The following is a 16394-nucleotide window of genomic DNA, read 5'->3' as shown; positions in this document are numbered from 1 at the left end:
GACGACTCACTTGGCCTGCGGATGGGCCGCGAGCACGTCGCGGATGTTCGACTGCACCCACTTCGGGTCGTCCCACATCAGGAAATGGTAGCCGGCCTCGCTCATGTCGATGCGCACGCCATCGAGAGTCGCGTACTGCGTGCGGAAGATGTTCGCGGTGGATTCCTTCGTCGAGCCGTAGGGCTTGTACGCGGCCCAACTGCCCAGCACGAGCGTGGGCGACTTGATCTTCGACAGCTGCGGGCGAAGGTCGGTGGTCATCAGTTCGTACATCGCTTCGGTCGTGGTCGTGCGATCGCTCTGGTGGCCCCAGGTCTTCAGCGTTTCGACACGCGCCGGGTCATGCGCCATCGTCGCGACCGACGCCTCCACGCCCTTGAAATACGTAGCTTCGTCCGACGCACGCATCTGCGTGCGCATGCCGTCGGCCATCGGTCGCGCGGTGTCGACGGTCGCGGCCGGGTTCATAGCGGCCGGGAAGAACGGCAGCGAGTCGACGATCACCAGCGGGCCGACGGCGTCCGGCGCGGCGATCGCCATCTCGAGCGCGAGCATGCCGCCGAGACTGTGGCCGACCACGACGGGCTGCTTGAGGTGGCGCGCCTTCGCGTAGGCCAGCAGGCGATCGCGCATCGAATCGACGAAGGCCTGGTCGACGCCGCTGACCGGTGCGACGCCGGCGAAGCCCGGCAGGTTCACCATGTGGCATTGCACGTGGTCCTTCTGCAGCGCGGCGCAAGTGTCGCGCCAGGTGTCGGCGCCGCTGTTGAGGCCCGGGATCATCAGCACCGGACGACCCTTGCCAACGACGTCCACCGTCAGGCCCTGGAAGTTTTCGGTGGCCGCGAACGCGTTGCCGGCGGTGGACAGAAGGGCGACGGCGAGCAGGGACATCGCGGTGCGAGTGCGCGGAATCGAAACGTTCATGGCGGGCTCCTTGGAAAGTGGAGCCATCGTCCCGGGCGCGGTCACGCCCCTGTCGGAAAAAATGACAAGCGGTCGATGCGGTCCGTGAGTGGCGGAAGAGGGTGCATCGGACCAGGCGCTGGGCGCTCATGGCCCTCAGCCGATGTCCGCTAATGGCCAAAAGCAGGCATCAGGCGGCGCAGGGCAAGCTGTTTAGATAGCGACTTTACCTACCGGCTAGCTTGCAGTTTTGACCGCCTGGGCGACGCCGCAGGTGCATAACTATCGCCTCTTGCTGCTCGAACGGCCGCGTCGACCATTGCGCTCTGGTTCAACGGATCGTCACCAAGTGGGAGATCGGGCGTCAGCCACGTCGAGGTGTCGCGTCCCGACGGGCGAGTGAGTACGAAGCGGGGCAACCAAAGTGCCAGCCCCGTGTTGGGCAGATCGATGCGTTGAACGCCACCGCTCTGTTTGGCGCGCACACTCCGCCCTTCGCCGGCGACGACGCCGAAACCGAAATCCTGCATGGTGTTCGCGAACAGCACGGCCGACGAATAGGTGGTTCGCCCGACAAGCACATAGGTCTTTCCGCGGAAGCGGTAGGGCTGCGCAGGATCCGGGGTCGTCCAGGAGTCGATGGCTCCCTCCAGTACGTCGCCGACATGCTCGCCCTTGGCCGGGTCCGGCTTGTTCACCTTCTTGATGTACCGCGACGCCCATCGATACGGCTTGTCGGCGATGTACGGCAGCAGCCCCTCCAACCACATCGCATCGTCGCCGCCGCCGTTGTGGCGCACATCGACGATAAGCACGCGCGTGCCGGCCGCCTGCATTTGCTCGAACGCAGTGCGAGTGAACGCCGTGAATGCATCGGGCTCCGGCCACGCGAACGTGTTGACCGTCATGACAGCTACGCCGTCGGGCCGGATGTCGAGATGGAACTGACGGTCGAACACCGTCTCGTTGGCCAGCACGGCAGGCACCGCCGTGCCGCCGCTGCTCTCGACGACCGGCAGTTGCTTGCTCGCAAGACCGATGCGAAACGCCCTTGGCGCGCCGTAGATCTTCCAATAGAAAAACCACCAGCGTTCGGAGAGGAGACCCGCCCGAAAGTTGTCCGTGTCTCCGTGCACGTGCCTAAGCAATTCATCAACGACCACGTTTGCGCGGAGCCCGTTGATTGTCGTGATCCGCGATCCGGCCAGCGGTGTCGCCGCGCCGCCCAGCTTCGCCACGATGCGCGCGGTCTTGTCCGCACCGACAGTTACTTCGAACGGAAAGAGCTGGCCGCCCGACTTGAGGTGGCGTGTTGCCTCGTCGCGCCAGCTCGAATAGCCGACGAAGAAGTGGCCGTCGGCGAGTACCGGGTTCAACCGGGAAAGCGCTCGCCACGCATCGTCCCGATCGACGTCGTGATCGGCCTCGGCGCGCATCTTCGTCAAGACTTGATCGAGATGATGGGGATCCACTGAAAAGCTTGGCTGTGGATGCGTTGCTGCAATGCCCGCCGCGGTAGCGTCGATGTCCTGTCGGACTTGTTCGGGCGTGTAGCGGGGGGTGTCGGCGGCTGCAGGAAGCGGACTGCCAAACGCGGCGATGGCCAGCAAAAGCCATCCGGCAAGACGGTGGGTCATGGTTGGACCGAAAGCAGTGCGTGTGCACCGGTGTTGAAAAAGTATCATACTATTTCAACACAACGGGAGTACCACGACATGGCATTGGACCCACGAGCGGTACGCGACCCCGAGCACATCCGGGTCTTGGCCTCGCCGATCCGGCACGAGCTGGTCGATACGTTGGCGGCGCTCGGCGGACGCGCCACCGTCGGCTCTCTCGCCGAGCATCTCGGTCGGCCCGCCGACGGCCTCTACTACCACCTCGAACTCCTCGGTGCGGCTGGCTTGGTGTGCGAGTCGCTTGACGACGCGAACGAGCGATGCTTCAGCCTCGAGGCGCCCGCCGGTGTCCCGCTGCGGCTGGCATACGACGCACGTGACGACGACGCCACGTCTGCATTGAAGGCGTACGTAAAGGGACTTTTGCAGGTGGCCGAGAAAGACTTCAGCAGCGCGTTGGAGCGGTCTGATGTCGAGGTCGGCGGGCGCCGACGAGAACTTTGGGCAGCACGCAATAAGGGCTGGTTGAGCGACGACGATGTGGTGGAAGCAAACGCGTTGTTGGAACGGTTGTGCGAACTCATGAGTCGACCGCGCGACACATCGCGTACGCGGCTGATGTCGTTCGCGTTCGTCCTGGCGCCTGCACCGGCGCGGGGCAAGCGCCGGAGCGCACGTCGTTCGTGACGTCACATGCGCATTGAAGGCCGAGCGATACGTCCGCTTTCGACTCGAAGCGGACATCCGACGCACGCTGGCGTCGCCAAACATCTGAAATGTGTTGCCAGCTTAATTACGTCATCTCGACGTAGCCGGAACCGGTCAGTGGCAGTTTGTCTCGCACAGGACGGAGGGTTTTGCTGATCCGCCTAAGCGCTGCAGATCGCCGTCTAACAATTCGTAAGTAGACGCCGCTTCGCGGCGCGGCTTAATTCATGTACTAGCCCGCGCTTGGGAGACTCATCCGCGATTGCGGTAGTCTGCATGCGGTTCCGTCCGTTTTGGAGGCCGATCATGTTCGCTGAGCTAAAACGCTGGTGGAAAAGAATATGGCACGAAGAGACTAGATCGATTCAGGTGCCGTTGGTCGACACCCTAAATCTAGCTAGTGTTTCTGGCATCAAGCCAGTTGCGGACTTCTATCTCCAGAAAGGTCGCTGGATCGTCTTCGCTAAAGGCACGGCCGTGGGATCTGGCGGGAACGACCGGCAAGTTGACTTGCGATTGAAGGTGGTGGGCAACGAAGGCGATGTAACACAAAGCGATGAATCATACGGAACGGCCTCACCTTTGCTGGGAACCACAATGACGGCAATCCTTCCGTTTGATGTTGCTTCTAGCGCTCACTTCCAAGTCAATGTGGCCGCACAGGGTGGCCAAGCAGAGTTCAGCCACATTGTGGTCGTAGCCGTACGCGAACCGTAGTACGTCTGCTGCGCCGCCTAACACTTCGTCCAAGCCGAGAGTGTTTCGCGACGCGACTTATCCCAGGTGTCACTCGCGCTGCCTATGTCCATTTCTGGCCGAAAGTGGACGTAGCGACGTTCCGAGGAGCGGCCAGCGCCCGCCGGTGAAACTGGCCGGGGCGGGCGGGCAAGCTGTGAGGTGCGTCCATCGCCACGTCCGACGTTTAAGGGCAGCAACGCGCGGCTCAGGAAACTAGGCCGGATTGCGGAACGTCGGACGGGGACCGCCGCCACGCGGTTTGACCGGAGCGTCTTCGATTTCTGCAGCCGCCTGAATCACTTTGCGGAGCTGCCGAGCGCGATTGAGTACGACGGGATCAAGGTCCCATCCTGCCGCGCGAGCCGCGTTGGATTGATGTGTCGCCGCGTCGGCGACTTCCTGGGCGACACGCGCCGCGTGTTGCAACAGGAGGCGACGTCGCCTTGCCGGATTCGAAACGCCGCGAAAGAGATCTTCATCCATTGCAATGGGGAACGGGAGGCGACGCGACCAGATTGTCGCGGCGCAGTCGCGGCGACTAGGCACATACGCCATCCTGACTTTCGGCACTCCGCCCATGTCGGTCGGTGTTGATGTTCGATGAGCGGGTGGCTTCGACACGCGCGTCCGCACGAGCCGGACGATGTGCGGCTACATCGCGCCGCGGTTACCAATTGCACTGGGCGCACCGACTGCGTACCGATAGCGTGCCGCAATCAATCGCGCGCCAAGGACGACATGTGTCTAGCAACCTGAAGTACCTCACGCTGCTTGCCTGTATGGCGGTTGCCCCGGTCGTTCGCAGTGAGGTGGTGTCCGTGGACATTGCCAGTCGGCAGCCATGGGTCGGCGGGAAGACCTTCGGCAACGTCGGTGCGTACGAGGTGCTGCGTGGCACCGTTCACTACGCGATCGACCCGCGTGCACCTGCAGCGAAGGACATTGCGGACATTCGTTACGCGCCGACCAATGCACGTGGCTTGGTCGAGTACTCAGGCCCGTTCGTCATCATTCGTCCGGTCGACGCTGCGCGCGGCAATCACACGACGCTCGTTGAAGCTGCCAATCGTGGTCGCACCGAAATGGATGGCCTGTTCTTCGAGACCGACGGTGGGCTCGATCTTTCGTCACCCGATACCATAAAGGCGCTCACCGATCCGACCTTCTTCCACCTGGGCTACTCACTGGCATGGGTCGGCTGGCAGGGTCGACTGGACGCGGATCAGTTCGGCCTGCAGGTTCCCGTTGCGCACACGCACAGTGGCGCGCGTGCGACGTTTGCGGCCGACGACATGACGGATGCCCTGGCATTCGATCTGGCAGAGAACGGCTTCTACTGCGCGCGAGATGCGCAGCAGCGCGACGCGGTACTTCGATTGCACGTGAGTTTCGATGATCCGGGTAAGGTCGTGCCGCGAAGCGCTTGGGGGTTCGCGCCCGCGTCTGCCGACAAGAATGCCGAGGCGCGTTGCGGCATCGTGCTGAACGAGCGAGCTGCGGCGGACGCGTACTTCAGCCTCGTGTACGAGGGCGAGGATGCGCCCGTCATGGGGCTGGGCGAGGCGGCCTTTCGCGACTTCGCCGATCACCTGAAGTTCAAAACGGTTCCGTCTGCAATCAATGATCGCCCGGCGGACAGCAAAGCGGTGCTCGCCTACGGCTACTCACAAGGCGGGCGATTTCTTCGGGATTTCCTGTACCGCGGCTTCAATACGGGGCCGGGCGGTCGACGTGAATTTGACGGCATGCTCGTCACCACGGCGGGCGCCGGACGTGGCTCGTTCAATCACCGGTATGCGTTGCCCGGAGAAGCCGGCAATTCGGTCATGAGCAGTTTGAGGGCGGTCGACCTGTACCCATTCGCGGATGTGTCGACACCGGACATCGACGGCAAGGGTCGTGCAGGTCTTCTGGACCGAGCGGTTCGCGATAAGACCGTTCCGAAAATCATGTACGTCGTCGGAAGCTCGGAGTACTGGGCGCGCAACGCATCGCTATTGCAGACGACCGCGGATGGAAAGCATCCGGTCGCCCTTGGACCCGACAGTCGCCTCTATTTCTTTGCAGGCGTGCCGCATGCGCTTCGGGCGCCGGGCCGATTTACCGAGCCCGGCAAGGAAGCCGCGTATCCGTACAACGCGAATGTCGACCTCGCGGACGGGATGGATGCACAGCTCGAGAACTTGCGGGCGTGGGTTGTCGACGGAACGCTGCCGCCGCCCACCACGGCGCCGACCGTCGGCAGCACGTTGGTCGCGGCAAGTGATCTGCACTTTCCAGCGATCCCCGGCATCCGCGTTCCCACGGCACCGCCGCCCTTGTGGCAACTCGATATGGGCGACGCCTACGCCAGCCACGGCGTGATTACCGAGCCGGTGCGAGTGGGTATGCGATATCCGCTCCTTGTGCCTGCGGTCGACAGCGACGGCAACGAATTGGGCGGCTGGCGCGGTGCGATGTCCTCGGTCCCTCTGGGCACGTTCACCGCTTGGGACTGGAAGTCCCCGCAGCTCGAAAAGTTCGGATTCATCTCGGGACTCAATGGAGCATGCATTCCGTTCGCGCGCACGCGCGCCGAGCGGCTGGCGGCAAACGACCCTCGGCCGTCGATCGAAGAGCGTTATGGAAACCGCCAAGGCGTCCTAAAGGCTGCGACGGCGTCGATCGACGATGCGATCAGCAAGCGGTTCCTGCTCCCGATGCAACGCGAAGCGATCATCGCGAAAATGGGTACTGCTTGGGATGACGCCATGAAGTTCGACTGGTATCTGGGGAAGCGCGAAAATTCTTCGGGCGCACCGTAGAGCCAGGCAATCGTTCGTGTGGCGTGCTCGCGACGGCCACCGTTTTTTGCATCGTTCGGTCCGGTGCAAGACGTGACTAGACGACAGATGGCCGGATAAGTATGTCGGTGCACGTATCAGGTCTGCCGTGAGCACCACGGGCCTTGTTCCGGCTGTCGTCCAGCGTCGCTGCAATCGTTCGTGCAAACCGACGTCGTCTCTCGACGCGCCTTAACTCAGGCATTCGCCGTTGCTCACTGCTGGGAAGCTCATGACTCGTAACGCACTGCTGGGGGCAATCACGTTCGCCTTGGTTGCATTTGGCATTCCGTGGATCGGCTGGCTATTCGTGCGGAACGAAGCGCTTGGCCTTTGGCTCTTCCCCTGCTTTGCAAGCATCGGCGGCTTCGCCGCGGCGTTTGCGGAAGGTGGATCTGCGGGACTTACCGGCTTTACACGTCGCGTACTAGGCGTGATCGGCGCGTTCCGTTATGTGTTGGCCGCAGCTCTGATCCCCGTCGCGATTGGCTTTAGCTATCTGTTCGTTACCGGCACGCCCTTCTCGAGTGTCGTCCTTTCGCCTGCGGCCGTGCTTGGCTTGTCCTTGGGCGCCGCGTTGGTCACCGGCCCGCTAGCGGAAGAGTTCGGTTGGCGCGGATACGTCCAGCCTGCCTTGCTCCGCGGTCTCGCGCCGTTCTGGGCGGCGCTGGTGGTGGGCTTCATCTGGTGGATCTGGCACTTCGCGCTTTACCGTGACTCGGTGTTCGCAGCACCGGCGTCCGGGTTTCACTTCCTCGCTTACCTGGAAACGTGGTCCATCTTCGCCATGTTTCTTGTGCAGCGGGCGCGCGGTTCCGTGTGGCCTTCCGTGATGCTGCATTGGGCAGCCAACACTCATCCGGATGTCCTTCGCGTGCTAGTGCCGTCCGTTGATGGCGGTGCACTGCCGGGCGGGTCCAAGGGCTGGCTTTACTACCTTGCGGTCGCCTGCGCGTTTGCGCTCTTCAACCGGCGCTTCTTCTTTGTCAGACGGCCAAGAGCCGTCGTGCTGCACGAAGGGGCTAACAACTCGTCCGAGCCGACACCGCTTCGCGGCGCGGCCTAACTCAGGTGCGAGCCCCATGGAAGGAATCAGCCACCTCACTTTTATCTGTCGCGATCTGGAGCAGATGGCGCGAGTTCTAGTCGAAGGTCTCGGCGCACGTGAGGTCTACGACAGCCAGTCGGAGCAGTTCTCGCTATCTCGCGAGAAGTTCTTCCTGCTCGGTGGCGTCTGGCTGGCTGCGATGGAAGGCGAGCCGCCGCTGAGCCGTTCGTACCAGCACGTCGCATTCGCGGTCTCGGCATCAGACCTGCCGCAGTACCGCGCCCGGCTCGAGGCACTTGGCGTGGAGCTCCGGCCGTCCCGCCCGCGAGTCGAAGGCGAAGGCGAGTCGTTGTACTTCTACGATTTCGACAACCACTTGTTCGAGCTGCACACCGGCACCCTGGCACAGCGACTCGCGCGCTACATGAGCTTGGGCGCTAGCGATGCGTGCCAATTGACGCCGCTTCGCGGCGCGGGTTAACTCAGGCGTTGGGCCACTGTCGGGAGCAGCAATGAACGTGCAGTCCGTTCGTGCAATCGCCTTGGCCTTGCCGGAAGTCACCGAGGCGCCGCACTTCGATTACGGCTCGTTCCGGGTCAAAGGAAAGATCTTCGTTACCGTGCCGCCGGACGGGGAACACATCCACGTGTTCGTGGACGAGCAAGAACGCCTGTTGGCCATTGCCATGTACCCGGCTGCAGTGGAGGCATTGCACTGGGGCCAAAAGGTTCTCGGAGTGCGGATAAATCTCTCGCATGCCACGCCCGAAGCCGTCGAGCATCTTGTACGGTCGGCGTGGCGCAACAAGGCGCCCAAGCGTCTCGCTGCGACAGCCACGTTGTCCGGTCCAGTGCCCTGACAATTCGTTTCGCGGCCGCCGCTTTGCGGCGCTTAACTCGGGCGTTAGGTGCGCTTATGAACCATCAGCAGCGTGTGGATCTCTACAAGCGGCACATGGTGGCGTCCGGCGCCGATCCAGACGCCGCGGCTCCGTACCTCTGGCAGTTGGCCTGGGCGCGCGGCTGGGAGATTCCACCTCCACCTTTCATGAGCGTCCTCGCGTTGGCTGCGTTTGCCGCGGTCGCCTACCCGGCGCTTGCGTTTTTCTTGTGGCTGCTCACCTTTGTCTATCCCAACCACCGTGTTCCGTTTGCCTATGCCGCGTGTGTCGCCGTTGGCATCGGCGTGTTCGGCGTCATCGGCACGCCCATCTACTTTCATCGCATGGCCAAGCAATACGGGCTGGGGCATTGGTCAACATTCGTAGGTGTGCGACAGCGCGCCTGACAATTCGTCCAAGCCGACGCCGCTTCCGGGCGCGACTTAACTCGAGTGTTAGGCGCTAGAGCTCATGGCCGTGAAGCGTATGGACAATGTTGGCATCGTGGTCGAGAACCTCGACAACGCGATCGAATTCTTCAAGGCGCTCGGCCTCACGCTCGAAGGCCGCATACCCATCGAGGGCGAATGGTCCGGCCGCGTCACCGGGCTGCGAGGCCAGCGGGTCGAGATCGCCATGATGTGCATGCCCGACGGGCACAGCCGCATCGAACTGTCCCGTTTCGATCACCCGTCCATTGCGTCAGATCACCGTGCAGCACCGGTCAACGCACTTGGGTATCTGCGGGTGATGTTTACTGTCGAGAACGTCGACGAAACGCTGAAGCGCCTCGAAAAGCTCGGGGCCTCGGTCGTCGATGAGGTCGTCAACTACGAGAACGCCTACCGTCTCTGCTATATCCGAGGCGTTGAAGGCATCCTTATCGGCCTCGCGGAAGAGCTCCAACAGAAGGGCGGGGCTTAAGTTCGGCGAGCTACCGTGGCTGCGGGTCGCGCGGTCTAACAATTTATCCAAGTGGACGCCGCTTCGCGGCGCGGTTGACTCAGGTATTCGCTGACATGAATCCAGCAAAGGTCGTGCGGGAAAAGGTCCGTCGCTTCACCGACCTGCCCAACATCGGGCCTGCTATGGCCAAGGACTTCGAACTGCTCGGGTTTACCCAGCCTCAGCAGCTGGCAGGGGTCGATCCGCTCAAACTGTATGAATCGCTTTGCGTCGCAACCGGGTCGCGTCACGACCCGTGCGTACTCGACACCTTCATGTCGGTCACGGACTTTCTCGGTGGCGGCGAGCCGCAGCCTTGGTGGCATTTCACGGAGCAACGCAAGCACCAGTACGGCCATTTGGAGTTGGTCAGCCGAAAACCCTCGCTGTCAGCTAACAATTCGTCCAAGTAGACGCGCCGTCGCGGCGCGGTTTGACTTAGGTGTCAGCTGTCGAGAATGTATGGAGGTGATCTGATGGATCCGGTGCAAGAGCAGCTCGACGCCTACAACGCACGCGACCTCGAACGCTTCCTGGCGTGCTACGAGACTGACGTCGTAGTCAGCGGCGCGGATGGCGTCGCGATGATGAGTGGCGTCGACCAAATGCGCGCCGCTTATTCCGCGCTGTTTGCGAATAGTCCGAATCTCAGGGCCGAGCTGGGTGTGCGGTTCCAGGCCGGTCGCTACGTGGTGGACGAGGAGCGCGTTACGGGGCTGAACCTGCCGGGTCTGCCCGAGTCCATGCATGCCGCTGTCGCGTACCGTGTCGAATCCGGCAAGATCGTTCACGTTGTTGTTCTCGCCTGACGGCCGGCACAGCTGACAATTCGTCGAGTCGGCCCTGATTGGTGGCGACCCAACTCCGGTGTTAGAGCTCGTAGGGAAGCCAGCATGGCTCAATCTATTTTCATCAATCTTCCGGTAGAGAACCCCTCGCGCTCGCGGGACTTCTTTGTTGGGCTCGGCTTTGGAATCAATGAGCAATTCAGCAATGACCAGGCCGCTTGTGTGGTGGTCGCTGAAAACATTCTCGTAATGCTCCTTGCCAAGCCATTCTTCGCCGGCTTCACGGACAGGCCAATTGCCGACGCACGGGCAACAACCGAGGTGTTGAACTGCCTGAGCTGCGAGAGCCGCGAGCGCGTCGATCAACTCGTAGCGCTCGCCGAGCAACATGGCGGCCGGGCATACCGCACGGCAAAGGATCATGGCTTCATGTACGGGCACGGATTCGAGGACCCCGATGGGCATATCTGGGAGCTCGTGCATATGCGGCAGCCGGCCGGTGAGCCCTAACGACACGTCAAAGCGCACGCCGCTTTGTGGCGTAACCCACCTGTTCCGGTAGAACACGAAATGCCCGCTATTTACCGATGGTGGTCTTCGTTCAGCGCAGTAGGCGCCTTTGGGTGTCCAGCACCATCAGCACGCTGCACACCGCGCCACCGAGCAGGCCGACGATGAGCGCGGTCGTGGCGGCATCGCCGGATCGGGCCAGTGCGTTCGTCGGGATCAGCCACGGAAAGTACGGGCCGAGGTCCGAACCCGTCGCCGCGACGGCGACGAACGTGCCGCCGATGCCGAGCACCAGGGGCGGCACGAAACTGCGCCAGCGCAGCGCCGCCCAGAGTTGAAGCGCGATCAGGAACCAGCCGCTTATAAGCATCCGACTCAGCAGGCCAGCGAACGCGTGGAGATCGGGAGAGCCTGCGAGTGATCGCCCCGGTGTGAGCGCGTCGGCCAGCAGGCCGCTTACAGGCGCGAGCACGCCGAGTGCAAACGTCATCGCCGCACACAGCAACAGCGCGACGAAGAGCTTGGCGAGCAGCACCGCCGCCCGCGGCACGGGCAGGGCGAGCAGGTGATTCCAGAAACGCGGCCCGTGCTCCATCTGTGCGATCAGCACGGTGAGCGCGGTCACCGACATGGGCAGCATGAAGAAGCCCCACGTCGCTGCATTGCCGGTGAGGTACATCGACCACGCCAAGTCCTTTCCACCCTGGCGATTGAAGATGACGGCCATCAAGACCGCGACGAACAGCGGCGCTGCTGCGCACAGCAGCAGGGCGAGGGAGCGCCGGAGTTTGGCGAACTCGACGACGATGCAATTCAGAAGCGACAGGTCAGCCATGGGTGCCGACCGGTGCGAGTGTGAGTTCATGGAACATGTCCTCGAGGCAGGCCGTGCTGGCGCTGAGGCCGTGCACGGGAATGTCGTGACGGACCAGCAACGCATTGAGCGTCGCGAGTTCGGCCGCCTGAGCGGCCCCACGCACGAGCACGCGATCGCCGTCGACGCGCACATCGAGCCCGGTGTCGTGAAGCAGTTCGCAGGCGGCGTCCGGTCGGTCGGTCTGGATCTCGATGCGCGCGCCATGACGCCGGCGAAGGTCGTCGACGGTGCCCTGAAGAACGAGCGCACCGCGATCCATCAGTCCAACGTGCGTCGCGATCTGGTCAATCTCGCCCAGTGCATGGCTGGACACGAAGACGGTCACGCCCTCGCGCCCGGGCAGCTCGCGCAGCAATTGGCGCATGTCGCGCACGCCGTGTGGATCGAGCCCGTTGGTGGGTTCATCCAGAACGAGCAGCCTTGGACTTCCGAGCAGCGCGCGCGCCACGCCGAGCCGCTGGCGCATGCCGAGCGAATACGCGCCAACGCGACGATGAGCGTCACCCGAGAGCGAGACGATGCCGAGCACGCGGTCGATCGCACTGCGCGGGGCGCCCAGCAAGCGCGCCGTGATCGCGAGGTTCTCGCGACCAGTCAGGTGGTCGTAATGGCACGGCGTTTCGACCATCGAGCCCGTCAGGCGCGCGGCCTGCAGGCGCTCGCCATGTACGTCGTGGCCAAGCACGGAGACAGTGCCGGCCGTGGGGCGAAGCAGCCCGAGGATCATCCGGATGGACGTCGTCTTCCCCGCCCCGTTGGGGCCGAGGAATCCGTAGACCGCGCCGGCGGGCACGTCGAGATCGAGGTCCCGAACCGCGTCGACGCCGCCGAAACGGCAGCCGAGGCTTCGGGAGTGGATGGCGGCTGTCACGCGAGGCCTACCGGGCGTAGAATTTAAGTTAGAGCTAAATATATTTAAGTAGCACTTAAAGTCAATGAGCAGCAAAGACCTCGAGCGGCTCCAACAACACAGCCGCTGGCTCAGCGCGGTGGCCGGCCTGATGTTCCTCGGGCTGGCGGCCTTGGTCGTCCTGCCGACCCTGGCGGTGATCCAACGCAACGACCTCACGCTCGATGAAGTGCTGGGGCCGGGGCTCTGGATGCAGTGGCTGCCGACGGTGCCGTACCTATTCGCCATCCTTGCGATCCGTCGAGGTTTCGCGGTGTTCGCCCGCGGCGGTGCGGTCGGTGCGGCGATGGGCGTTGCCTGTCGGCGCGCGGGGTGGGCCTTGGCGATCGGCGCGGGCTTGAGTGCCTTCGGCGTGCCGATGCTGGTGCGCGCGATGGACACGCATTCGCGGACGCTGATGAATTTCGATCCGGCCTACGTCGCGATCGGCGTCGTCGGGCTCGCGCTGGTGCTGCTGGGCGGTCTCCTGGATCGAGCGTCGTCAGCCGAAGCGCGCGTGCGATCGCTCGAGCACGAGTTGCGGGAGTTCGTCTGATGCCTGTCGGTGTGACGCTGGATGCCGTGCTCGCGGCGCGGCGGATGACGGCCAAGGAACTGGCGCGCCGGGTCGGGCTGAGCGAAACGCAGTTATCGATGCTGCGGACTGGAAAGGTTCGCGGCATGCGTTTTTCGACCATGGCAGCGCTATGCGCCGTTCTCGACTGCCAGCCCGGCGAGTTGCTGTCGTATACGTTCGATGCGTCGGATGTTGGTCGTCCCGCAGATGATGGAGATCAACCGTAGAGACCCAAGCCGTTCGAGTGCTATCGCCTGTTGCGGATCGCGCAGCGGCACGCGGTGAGGCGAGTGTTGCGTCTGACCCCGACAATCTTGTGCACCGCCGCTTGCCCTGTGCGATCGACTCCGCAGCGATTCGACGGCTGCGTTTTCACGGCAGTCGCGAAAACACCGATGTCCGACCGGCAGCAAAGGTGCGACGCGTCCCGTTCCAAGTGGATCCAATCGCGGTTTCGCAGTCGCCGCGCACGCAGCGCGACGCCTCGTCACTTCGCGCGACCCGCAAGAGCGCACAATGCACGGCGATCGAATCGGCAACCCGCGTGCAAGCATCGGATAGAGAACAGCAGCTTTCGTACATGCTGGAAAATGGCAACAGCCGCGACGCGCTGGTGTTGCTGAACTGGCAGTCGGAGTTCCGCTTCACGGCACTGTTCCGCTTCGACGGTGAATGGCTTCGGCAGGTCGAGTTGTACGACCGGCTCAATCCGGCGGGAACCGAGCCGTCGGACATCCCGATTCTCGCGTCGTACTGCCTGTTCGTTCGCGACACCGGCAAGCCCGTCGAGATCTACGATTCGTACGCCGACGAACGCGTGCAGACGCATCCGAAACGACCCGTCGTGCGTTCGTACTGCAGCGCGCCCTTGGTCGACATCGAAGGGCGCGCGATCGGCACGGTCTGCCATTTCGATCCGGACATCCGTCCGATTACGCCGCAGACCGTCGACGCACTCGCGATGTTCGCGCGTCTCATCCAGGACAACCCTGATGCGATGGCCGGCCTGATGGCGTCCGCAGGTCACGCGTAATCGCTGCCGGGTGGCCGCTCGCTGACGCAGTTACGGCGCATATAAACCGAAGCGCGCGTGTCCGCTTCTGCCCACCGATGTGTACTAACGAGCCGGTGAACCCACGCCGATCGCAGTGGCGATGCGTTCCGCATCCGCGGAACTCCTGGTGCGGCAAATCGGATAAGTCCGCGGGCCGTCACGTGACCGGTTTCAGATTCGACGGCCCCGGCCGATAATCCGCTCAGCGGGCCAGTGCCCGGCCGCACGACCGGCGCTCCACGAGCGAGCGGCCGGGTCGTCCAGATTCGAAAAACAGGGGAAATCGATGAAGTTGAAGGCGAAAGCGGCCATCGGGCCGCTGGGGCGCGGCATTGCCGTGGCCTTGGGTCTTGCGTTGGCAGCACCCGCATGGGCGCAGCTTGTTCCGCCCGGTGCGGTCGGTCGTACCCCGCAGGACGTGGACCCGGCCAAGCGCACGCCCGCCTTGCCGCCTGCACTCATCGATCCCAGTACGTTCGCCGTCGCCGGTGCTTGCCCCTTCACCGGCAAGGGCACGATCACCCTGACGCGCATCGACGTGAGCGGTGCAACGCTCGTGTCGCGCGAGGCGATCGATCGTGCGGTCGCCGACCTGCTCGGCCACCAGGCCGACACTGCGGTGTTGTGCGCCGCGCGCGATCGCGTCGCTTCGGTGTATGCACGAGATGGCGAAGCACTGGCCGCGGTCGACATCCCGGAACAGAGCATGACGGATGGCGTGCTCAGACTGCAGGTGACCGAAGGGCGCATTCGCAGCGTCGTACTCGAGAACGAGGAAGCGCTCGGTCCGTCCGCCGCGCTCGCACGTTCGTATCTCGAAGCGCTCAAAACCAATGCCGCGACGCACTGGTCCGACGTGGAGCGTGCGTTCCTTCTGGTTCGCGAGATTCCCGGCGCGGACGTGCGCTTTGCACTACGCCGAGCTGGGGACGGAAGCAACGATGGACTAGAGGTCGTCGCAACGGCGATGCCGCGACGCACGTTCGATATCGGCATTGGCGCCGACAATCTGGGTTCCGACGAGCTCGGTCGCGAAAGCGTGTCGCTGCGCCTCGACGCCAATAGCCTGACGCGCTTCGGTGACCGCACGAGCCTAGTGCTGTTCTCGAGCCTCGGCGGCGAGCAGAAGGTCGTGCAGTTGCTCGAGGAAGTGCGCTTGGGCGCTACGGGTTGGATGCTCGTGGGCGACTACGCGGACGGCCGTTCGCGACCCGGCGGGGCACTCGAGCCGCTCGAACTCGAAGGCCATTCGCGCGTCGCACGACTCGGTGTTCGTCATTCCATGATCAAGACGCGCGCGCTGTCGCTCGACAGCGGTGTGCGGCTCGAGGCGATCAACCAGACCAACGATCTCGGCTTCCTCCGCGCGCTCGGTTACGACGCGATTCCGTTGTCGGACGAGAAGCTCCGCGTTCTCGCGTTGGATATGACGGCGCGCTGGCAGAACCCTGTGCGCGGCGTGGGCGCGACTGCCAGCTTCGAAGTGCGCAAGGGTCTCGGCATCTGGGGAGCGACCGATGCGGGCGACCCGCTGCTATCGCGTGCCGAGGCACGTCCTGATTTCATCTCCGCCCGGGTCGGGTTCGGCGCGCGCTGGTCGGTCAACGCGGGCGCGACGGCATCACCGTTCCTCGGATTCAACGGCGCGGGTCAGTGGTCAAATGCGCCGTTGCCGACGTACGAGGAATTCCAGGTCGGCAACTACACCGTCGGCCGAGGCTTCGACCCGGGTTCGGCGTCGGGCGACAGCGCCGTGGGCGGACAGTTCGAAGCGGGTTGGGATTTCCGCAGCGCCACCACATCGACGAGCGTCTTCGCATTCACGGACGTGGCGCGCCTTTGGAACCGCGATACCGCGTCCGAAGCCGCGACGCTGCGCTCGGTCGGGCTCGGCGCACGTGCGTACACGCGTTACGGGCAGTTCGCACTGATGTGGGCGGTGCCGCAGACCGACGCTTTCCCGGGCGGCCCCGAGCCCGACGCACGCGTGCTGTTCACGTTCCACCACACCTTCTCGATCCACTGAGGACGA

At 63.6% G+C, this 16394-nt stretch carries 19 protein-coding genes; 15 read left to right on the top strand and 4 right to left on the bottom strand.

Annotated features, from left to right (window positions below):
- Positions 1 to 6: 6 nt before the first annotated feature.
- Both ACVWWW_RS13560 and ACVWWW_RS13555 read right to left on the bottom strand, forming a co-directional pair.
- Positions 7 to 927: an alpha/beta fold hydrolase gene (locus ACVWWW_RS13560; RefSeq protein WP_036141015.1), complete on the bottom strand. Its 921-nt coding sequence runs from the start codon at positions 925 to 927 to the stop codon at positions 7 to 9.
- A gap of 209 nt (positions 928 to 1136) precedes the next feature.
- Positions 1137 to 2543: a S41 family peptidase gene (locus ACVWWW_RS13555; protein WP_196804306.1), complete on the bottom strand. Its 1407-nt coding sequence runs from the start codon at positions 2541 to 2543 to the stop codon at positions 1137 to 1139.
- 78 nt (positions 2544 to 2621) lie between these two features.
- Between ACVWWW_RS13555 and ACVWWW_RS13550 the strand changes: the two genes are divergently transcribed.
- The 11 genes from ACVWWW_RS13550 (at position 2622) to ACVWWW_RS13500 (ending at position 10965) form a co-directional block, all read left to right on the top strand.
- The gene (locus ACVWWW_RS13550; RefSeq protein WP_027081938.1) at positions 2622 to 3212 is read left to right on the top strand and encodes a winged helix-turn-helix domain-containing protein; all 591 of its coding nucleotides are present in this window, start codon (positions 2622 to 2624) and stop codon (positions 3210 to 3212) included.
- A gap of 327 nt (positions 3213 to 3539) precedes the next feature.
- Positions 3540 to 3950, top strand: coding sequence for a hypothetical protein (locus ACVWWW_RS13545; protein WP_155914105.1), 411 nt, complete (start codon positions 3540 to 3542; stop codon positions 3948 to 3950).
- Positions 3951 to 4711: 761 nt separating this feature from the next.
- Positions 4712 to 6775, top strand: coding sequence for an alpha/beta hydrolase domain-containing protein (locus ACVWWW_RS13540; protein WP_155914107.1), 2064 nt, complete (start codon positions 4712 to 4714; stop codon positions 6773 to 6775).
- Positions 6776 to 7025: 250 nt separating this feature from the next.
- Positions 7026 to 7859 carry a type II CAAX endopeptidase family protein gene (locus ACVWWW_RS13535; protein ID WP_027081940.1) on the top strand — a complete coding sequence of 278 codons (834 nt, stop codon included), beginning with the start codon at positions 7026 to 7028 and terminating at the stop codon, positions 7857 to 7859.
- 16 nt (positions 7860 to 7875) lie between these two features.
- Positions 7876 to 8322: a FosX/FosE/FosI family fosfomycin resistance hydrolase gene (fosX, locus tag ACVWWW_RS13530; protein WP_027081941.1), complete on the top strand. Its 447-nt coding sequence runs from the start codon at positions 7876 to 7878 to the stop codon at positions 8320 to 8322.
- Positions 8323 to 8353: 31 nt separating this feature from the next.
- A complete protein-coding gene (locus ACVWWW_RS13525; protein WP_027081942.1) occupies positions 8354 to 8701 on the top strand; it encodes an MmcQ/YjbR family DNA-binding protein in 348 nt (115 codons plus the stop codon).
- A 56-nt stretch (positions 8702 to 8757) separates the two neighbouring features.
- On the top strand, positions 8758 to 9129 hold the full coding sequence (locus tag ACVWWW_RS13520) for a DUF6404 family protein (RefSeq protein ID WP_027081943.1): 372 nt from the start codon (positions 8758 to 8760) through the stop codon (positions 9127 to 9129).
- Between the two features lie 64 nt (positions 9130 to 9193).
- Positions 9194 to 9646, top strand: coding sequence for a VOC family protein (locus tag ACVWWW_RS13515; RefSeq protein WP_027081944.1), 453 nt, complete (start codon positions 9194 to 9196; stop codon positions 9644 to 9646).
- A 95-nt stretch (positions 9647 to 9741) separates the two neighbouring features.
- Entirely contained in the window at positions 9742 to 10080 is a 339-nt protein-coding gene (locus ACVWWW_RS13510; RefSeq protein WP_051234707.1) for a helix-hairpin-helix domain-containing protein, read from the top strand.
- Between the two features lie 63 nt (positions 10081 to 10143).
- Complete coding sequence (locus tag ACVWWW_RS13505) at positions 10144 to 10476, top strand: nuclear transport factor 2 family protein (protein WP_051234709.1); 333 nt, start codon at positions 10144 to 10146, stop codon at positions 10474 to 10476.
- Positions 10477 to 10560: 84 nt separating this feature from the next.
- Positions 10561 to 10965, top strand: a complete 405-nt coding sequence (locus ACVWWW_RS13500) for a VOC family protein (RefSeq protein WP_027081945.1) — start codon at positions 10561 to 10563, stop codon at positions 10963 to 10965.
- A gap of 91 nt (positions 10966 to 11056) precedes the next feature.
- On the opposite strand, the gene ACVWWW_RS13495 is transcribed toward ACVWWW_RS13500, so the two are convergent.
- Positions 11057 to 11800, bottom strand: a complete 744-nt coding sequence (locus ACVWWW_RS13495; RefSeq protein ID WP_027081946.1) for an ABC transporter permease — start codon at positions 11798 to 11800, stop codon at positions 11057 to 11059.
- Entirely contained in the window at positions 11793 to 12713 is a 921-nt protein-coding gene (locus tag ACVWWW_RS13490; RefSeq protein ID WP_027081947.1) for an ABC transporter ATP-binding protein, read from the bottom strand. Before ACVWWW_RS13490 ends, ACVWWW_RS13495 begins: the two co-directional genes overlap by 8 nt.
- 64 nt (positions 12714 to 12777) lie before the next feature.
- Here ACVWWW_RS13490 and ACVWWW_RS13485 point away from each other — a divergent pair, with 64 nt between their 5' ends.
- The 4 genes from ACVWWW_RS13485 (at position 12778) to ACVWWW_RS13470 (ending at position 16388) form a co-directional block, all read left to right on the top strand.
- Entirely contained in the window at positions 12778 to 13287 is a 510-nt protein-coding gene (locus ACVWWW_RS13485; RefSeq protein WP_027081948.1) for a hypothetical protein, read from the top strand.
- Complete coding sequence (locus ACVWWW_RS13480; protein WP_027081949.1) at positions 13287 to 13535, top strand: helix-turn-helix domain-containing protein; 249 nt, start codon at positions 13287 to 13289, stop codon at positions 13533 to 13535. Before ACVWWW_RS13485 ends, ACVWWW_RS13480 begins: the two co-directional genes overlap by 1 nt.
- Before the next feature lie 317 nt (positions 13536 to 13852).
- Positions 13853 to 14341 (top strand): GAF domain-containing protein, encoded by a 489-nt coding sequence (locus ACVWWW_RS13475; RefSeq protein WP_155914111.1) that lies wholly within the window; start codon positions 13853 to 13855, stop codon positions 14339 to 14341.
- 307 nt (positions 14342 to 14648) lie between these two features.
- A complete protein-coding gene (locus ACVWWW_RS13470; RefSeq protein WP_027081951.1) occupies positions 14649 to 16388 on the top strand; it encodes a ShlB/FhaC/HecB family hemolysin secretion/activation protein in 1740 nt (579 codons plus the stop codon).
- The last annotated feature ends 6 nt before the right edge of the window (positions 16389 to 16394 follow it).

This window comes from Lysobacter sp. HA18 (genome assembly GCF_054057595.1).
This window is presented reverse-complemented; position numbering and strand designations above follow the sequence as displayed.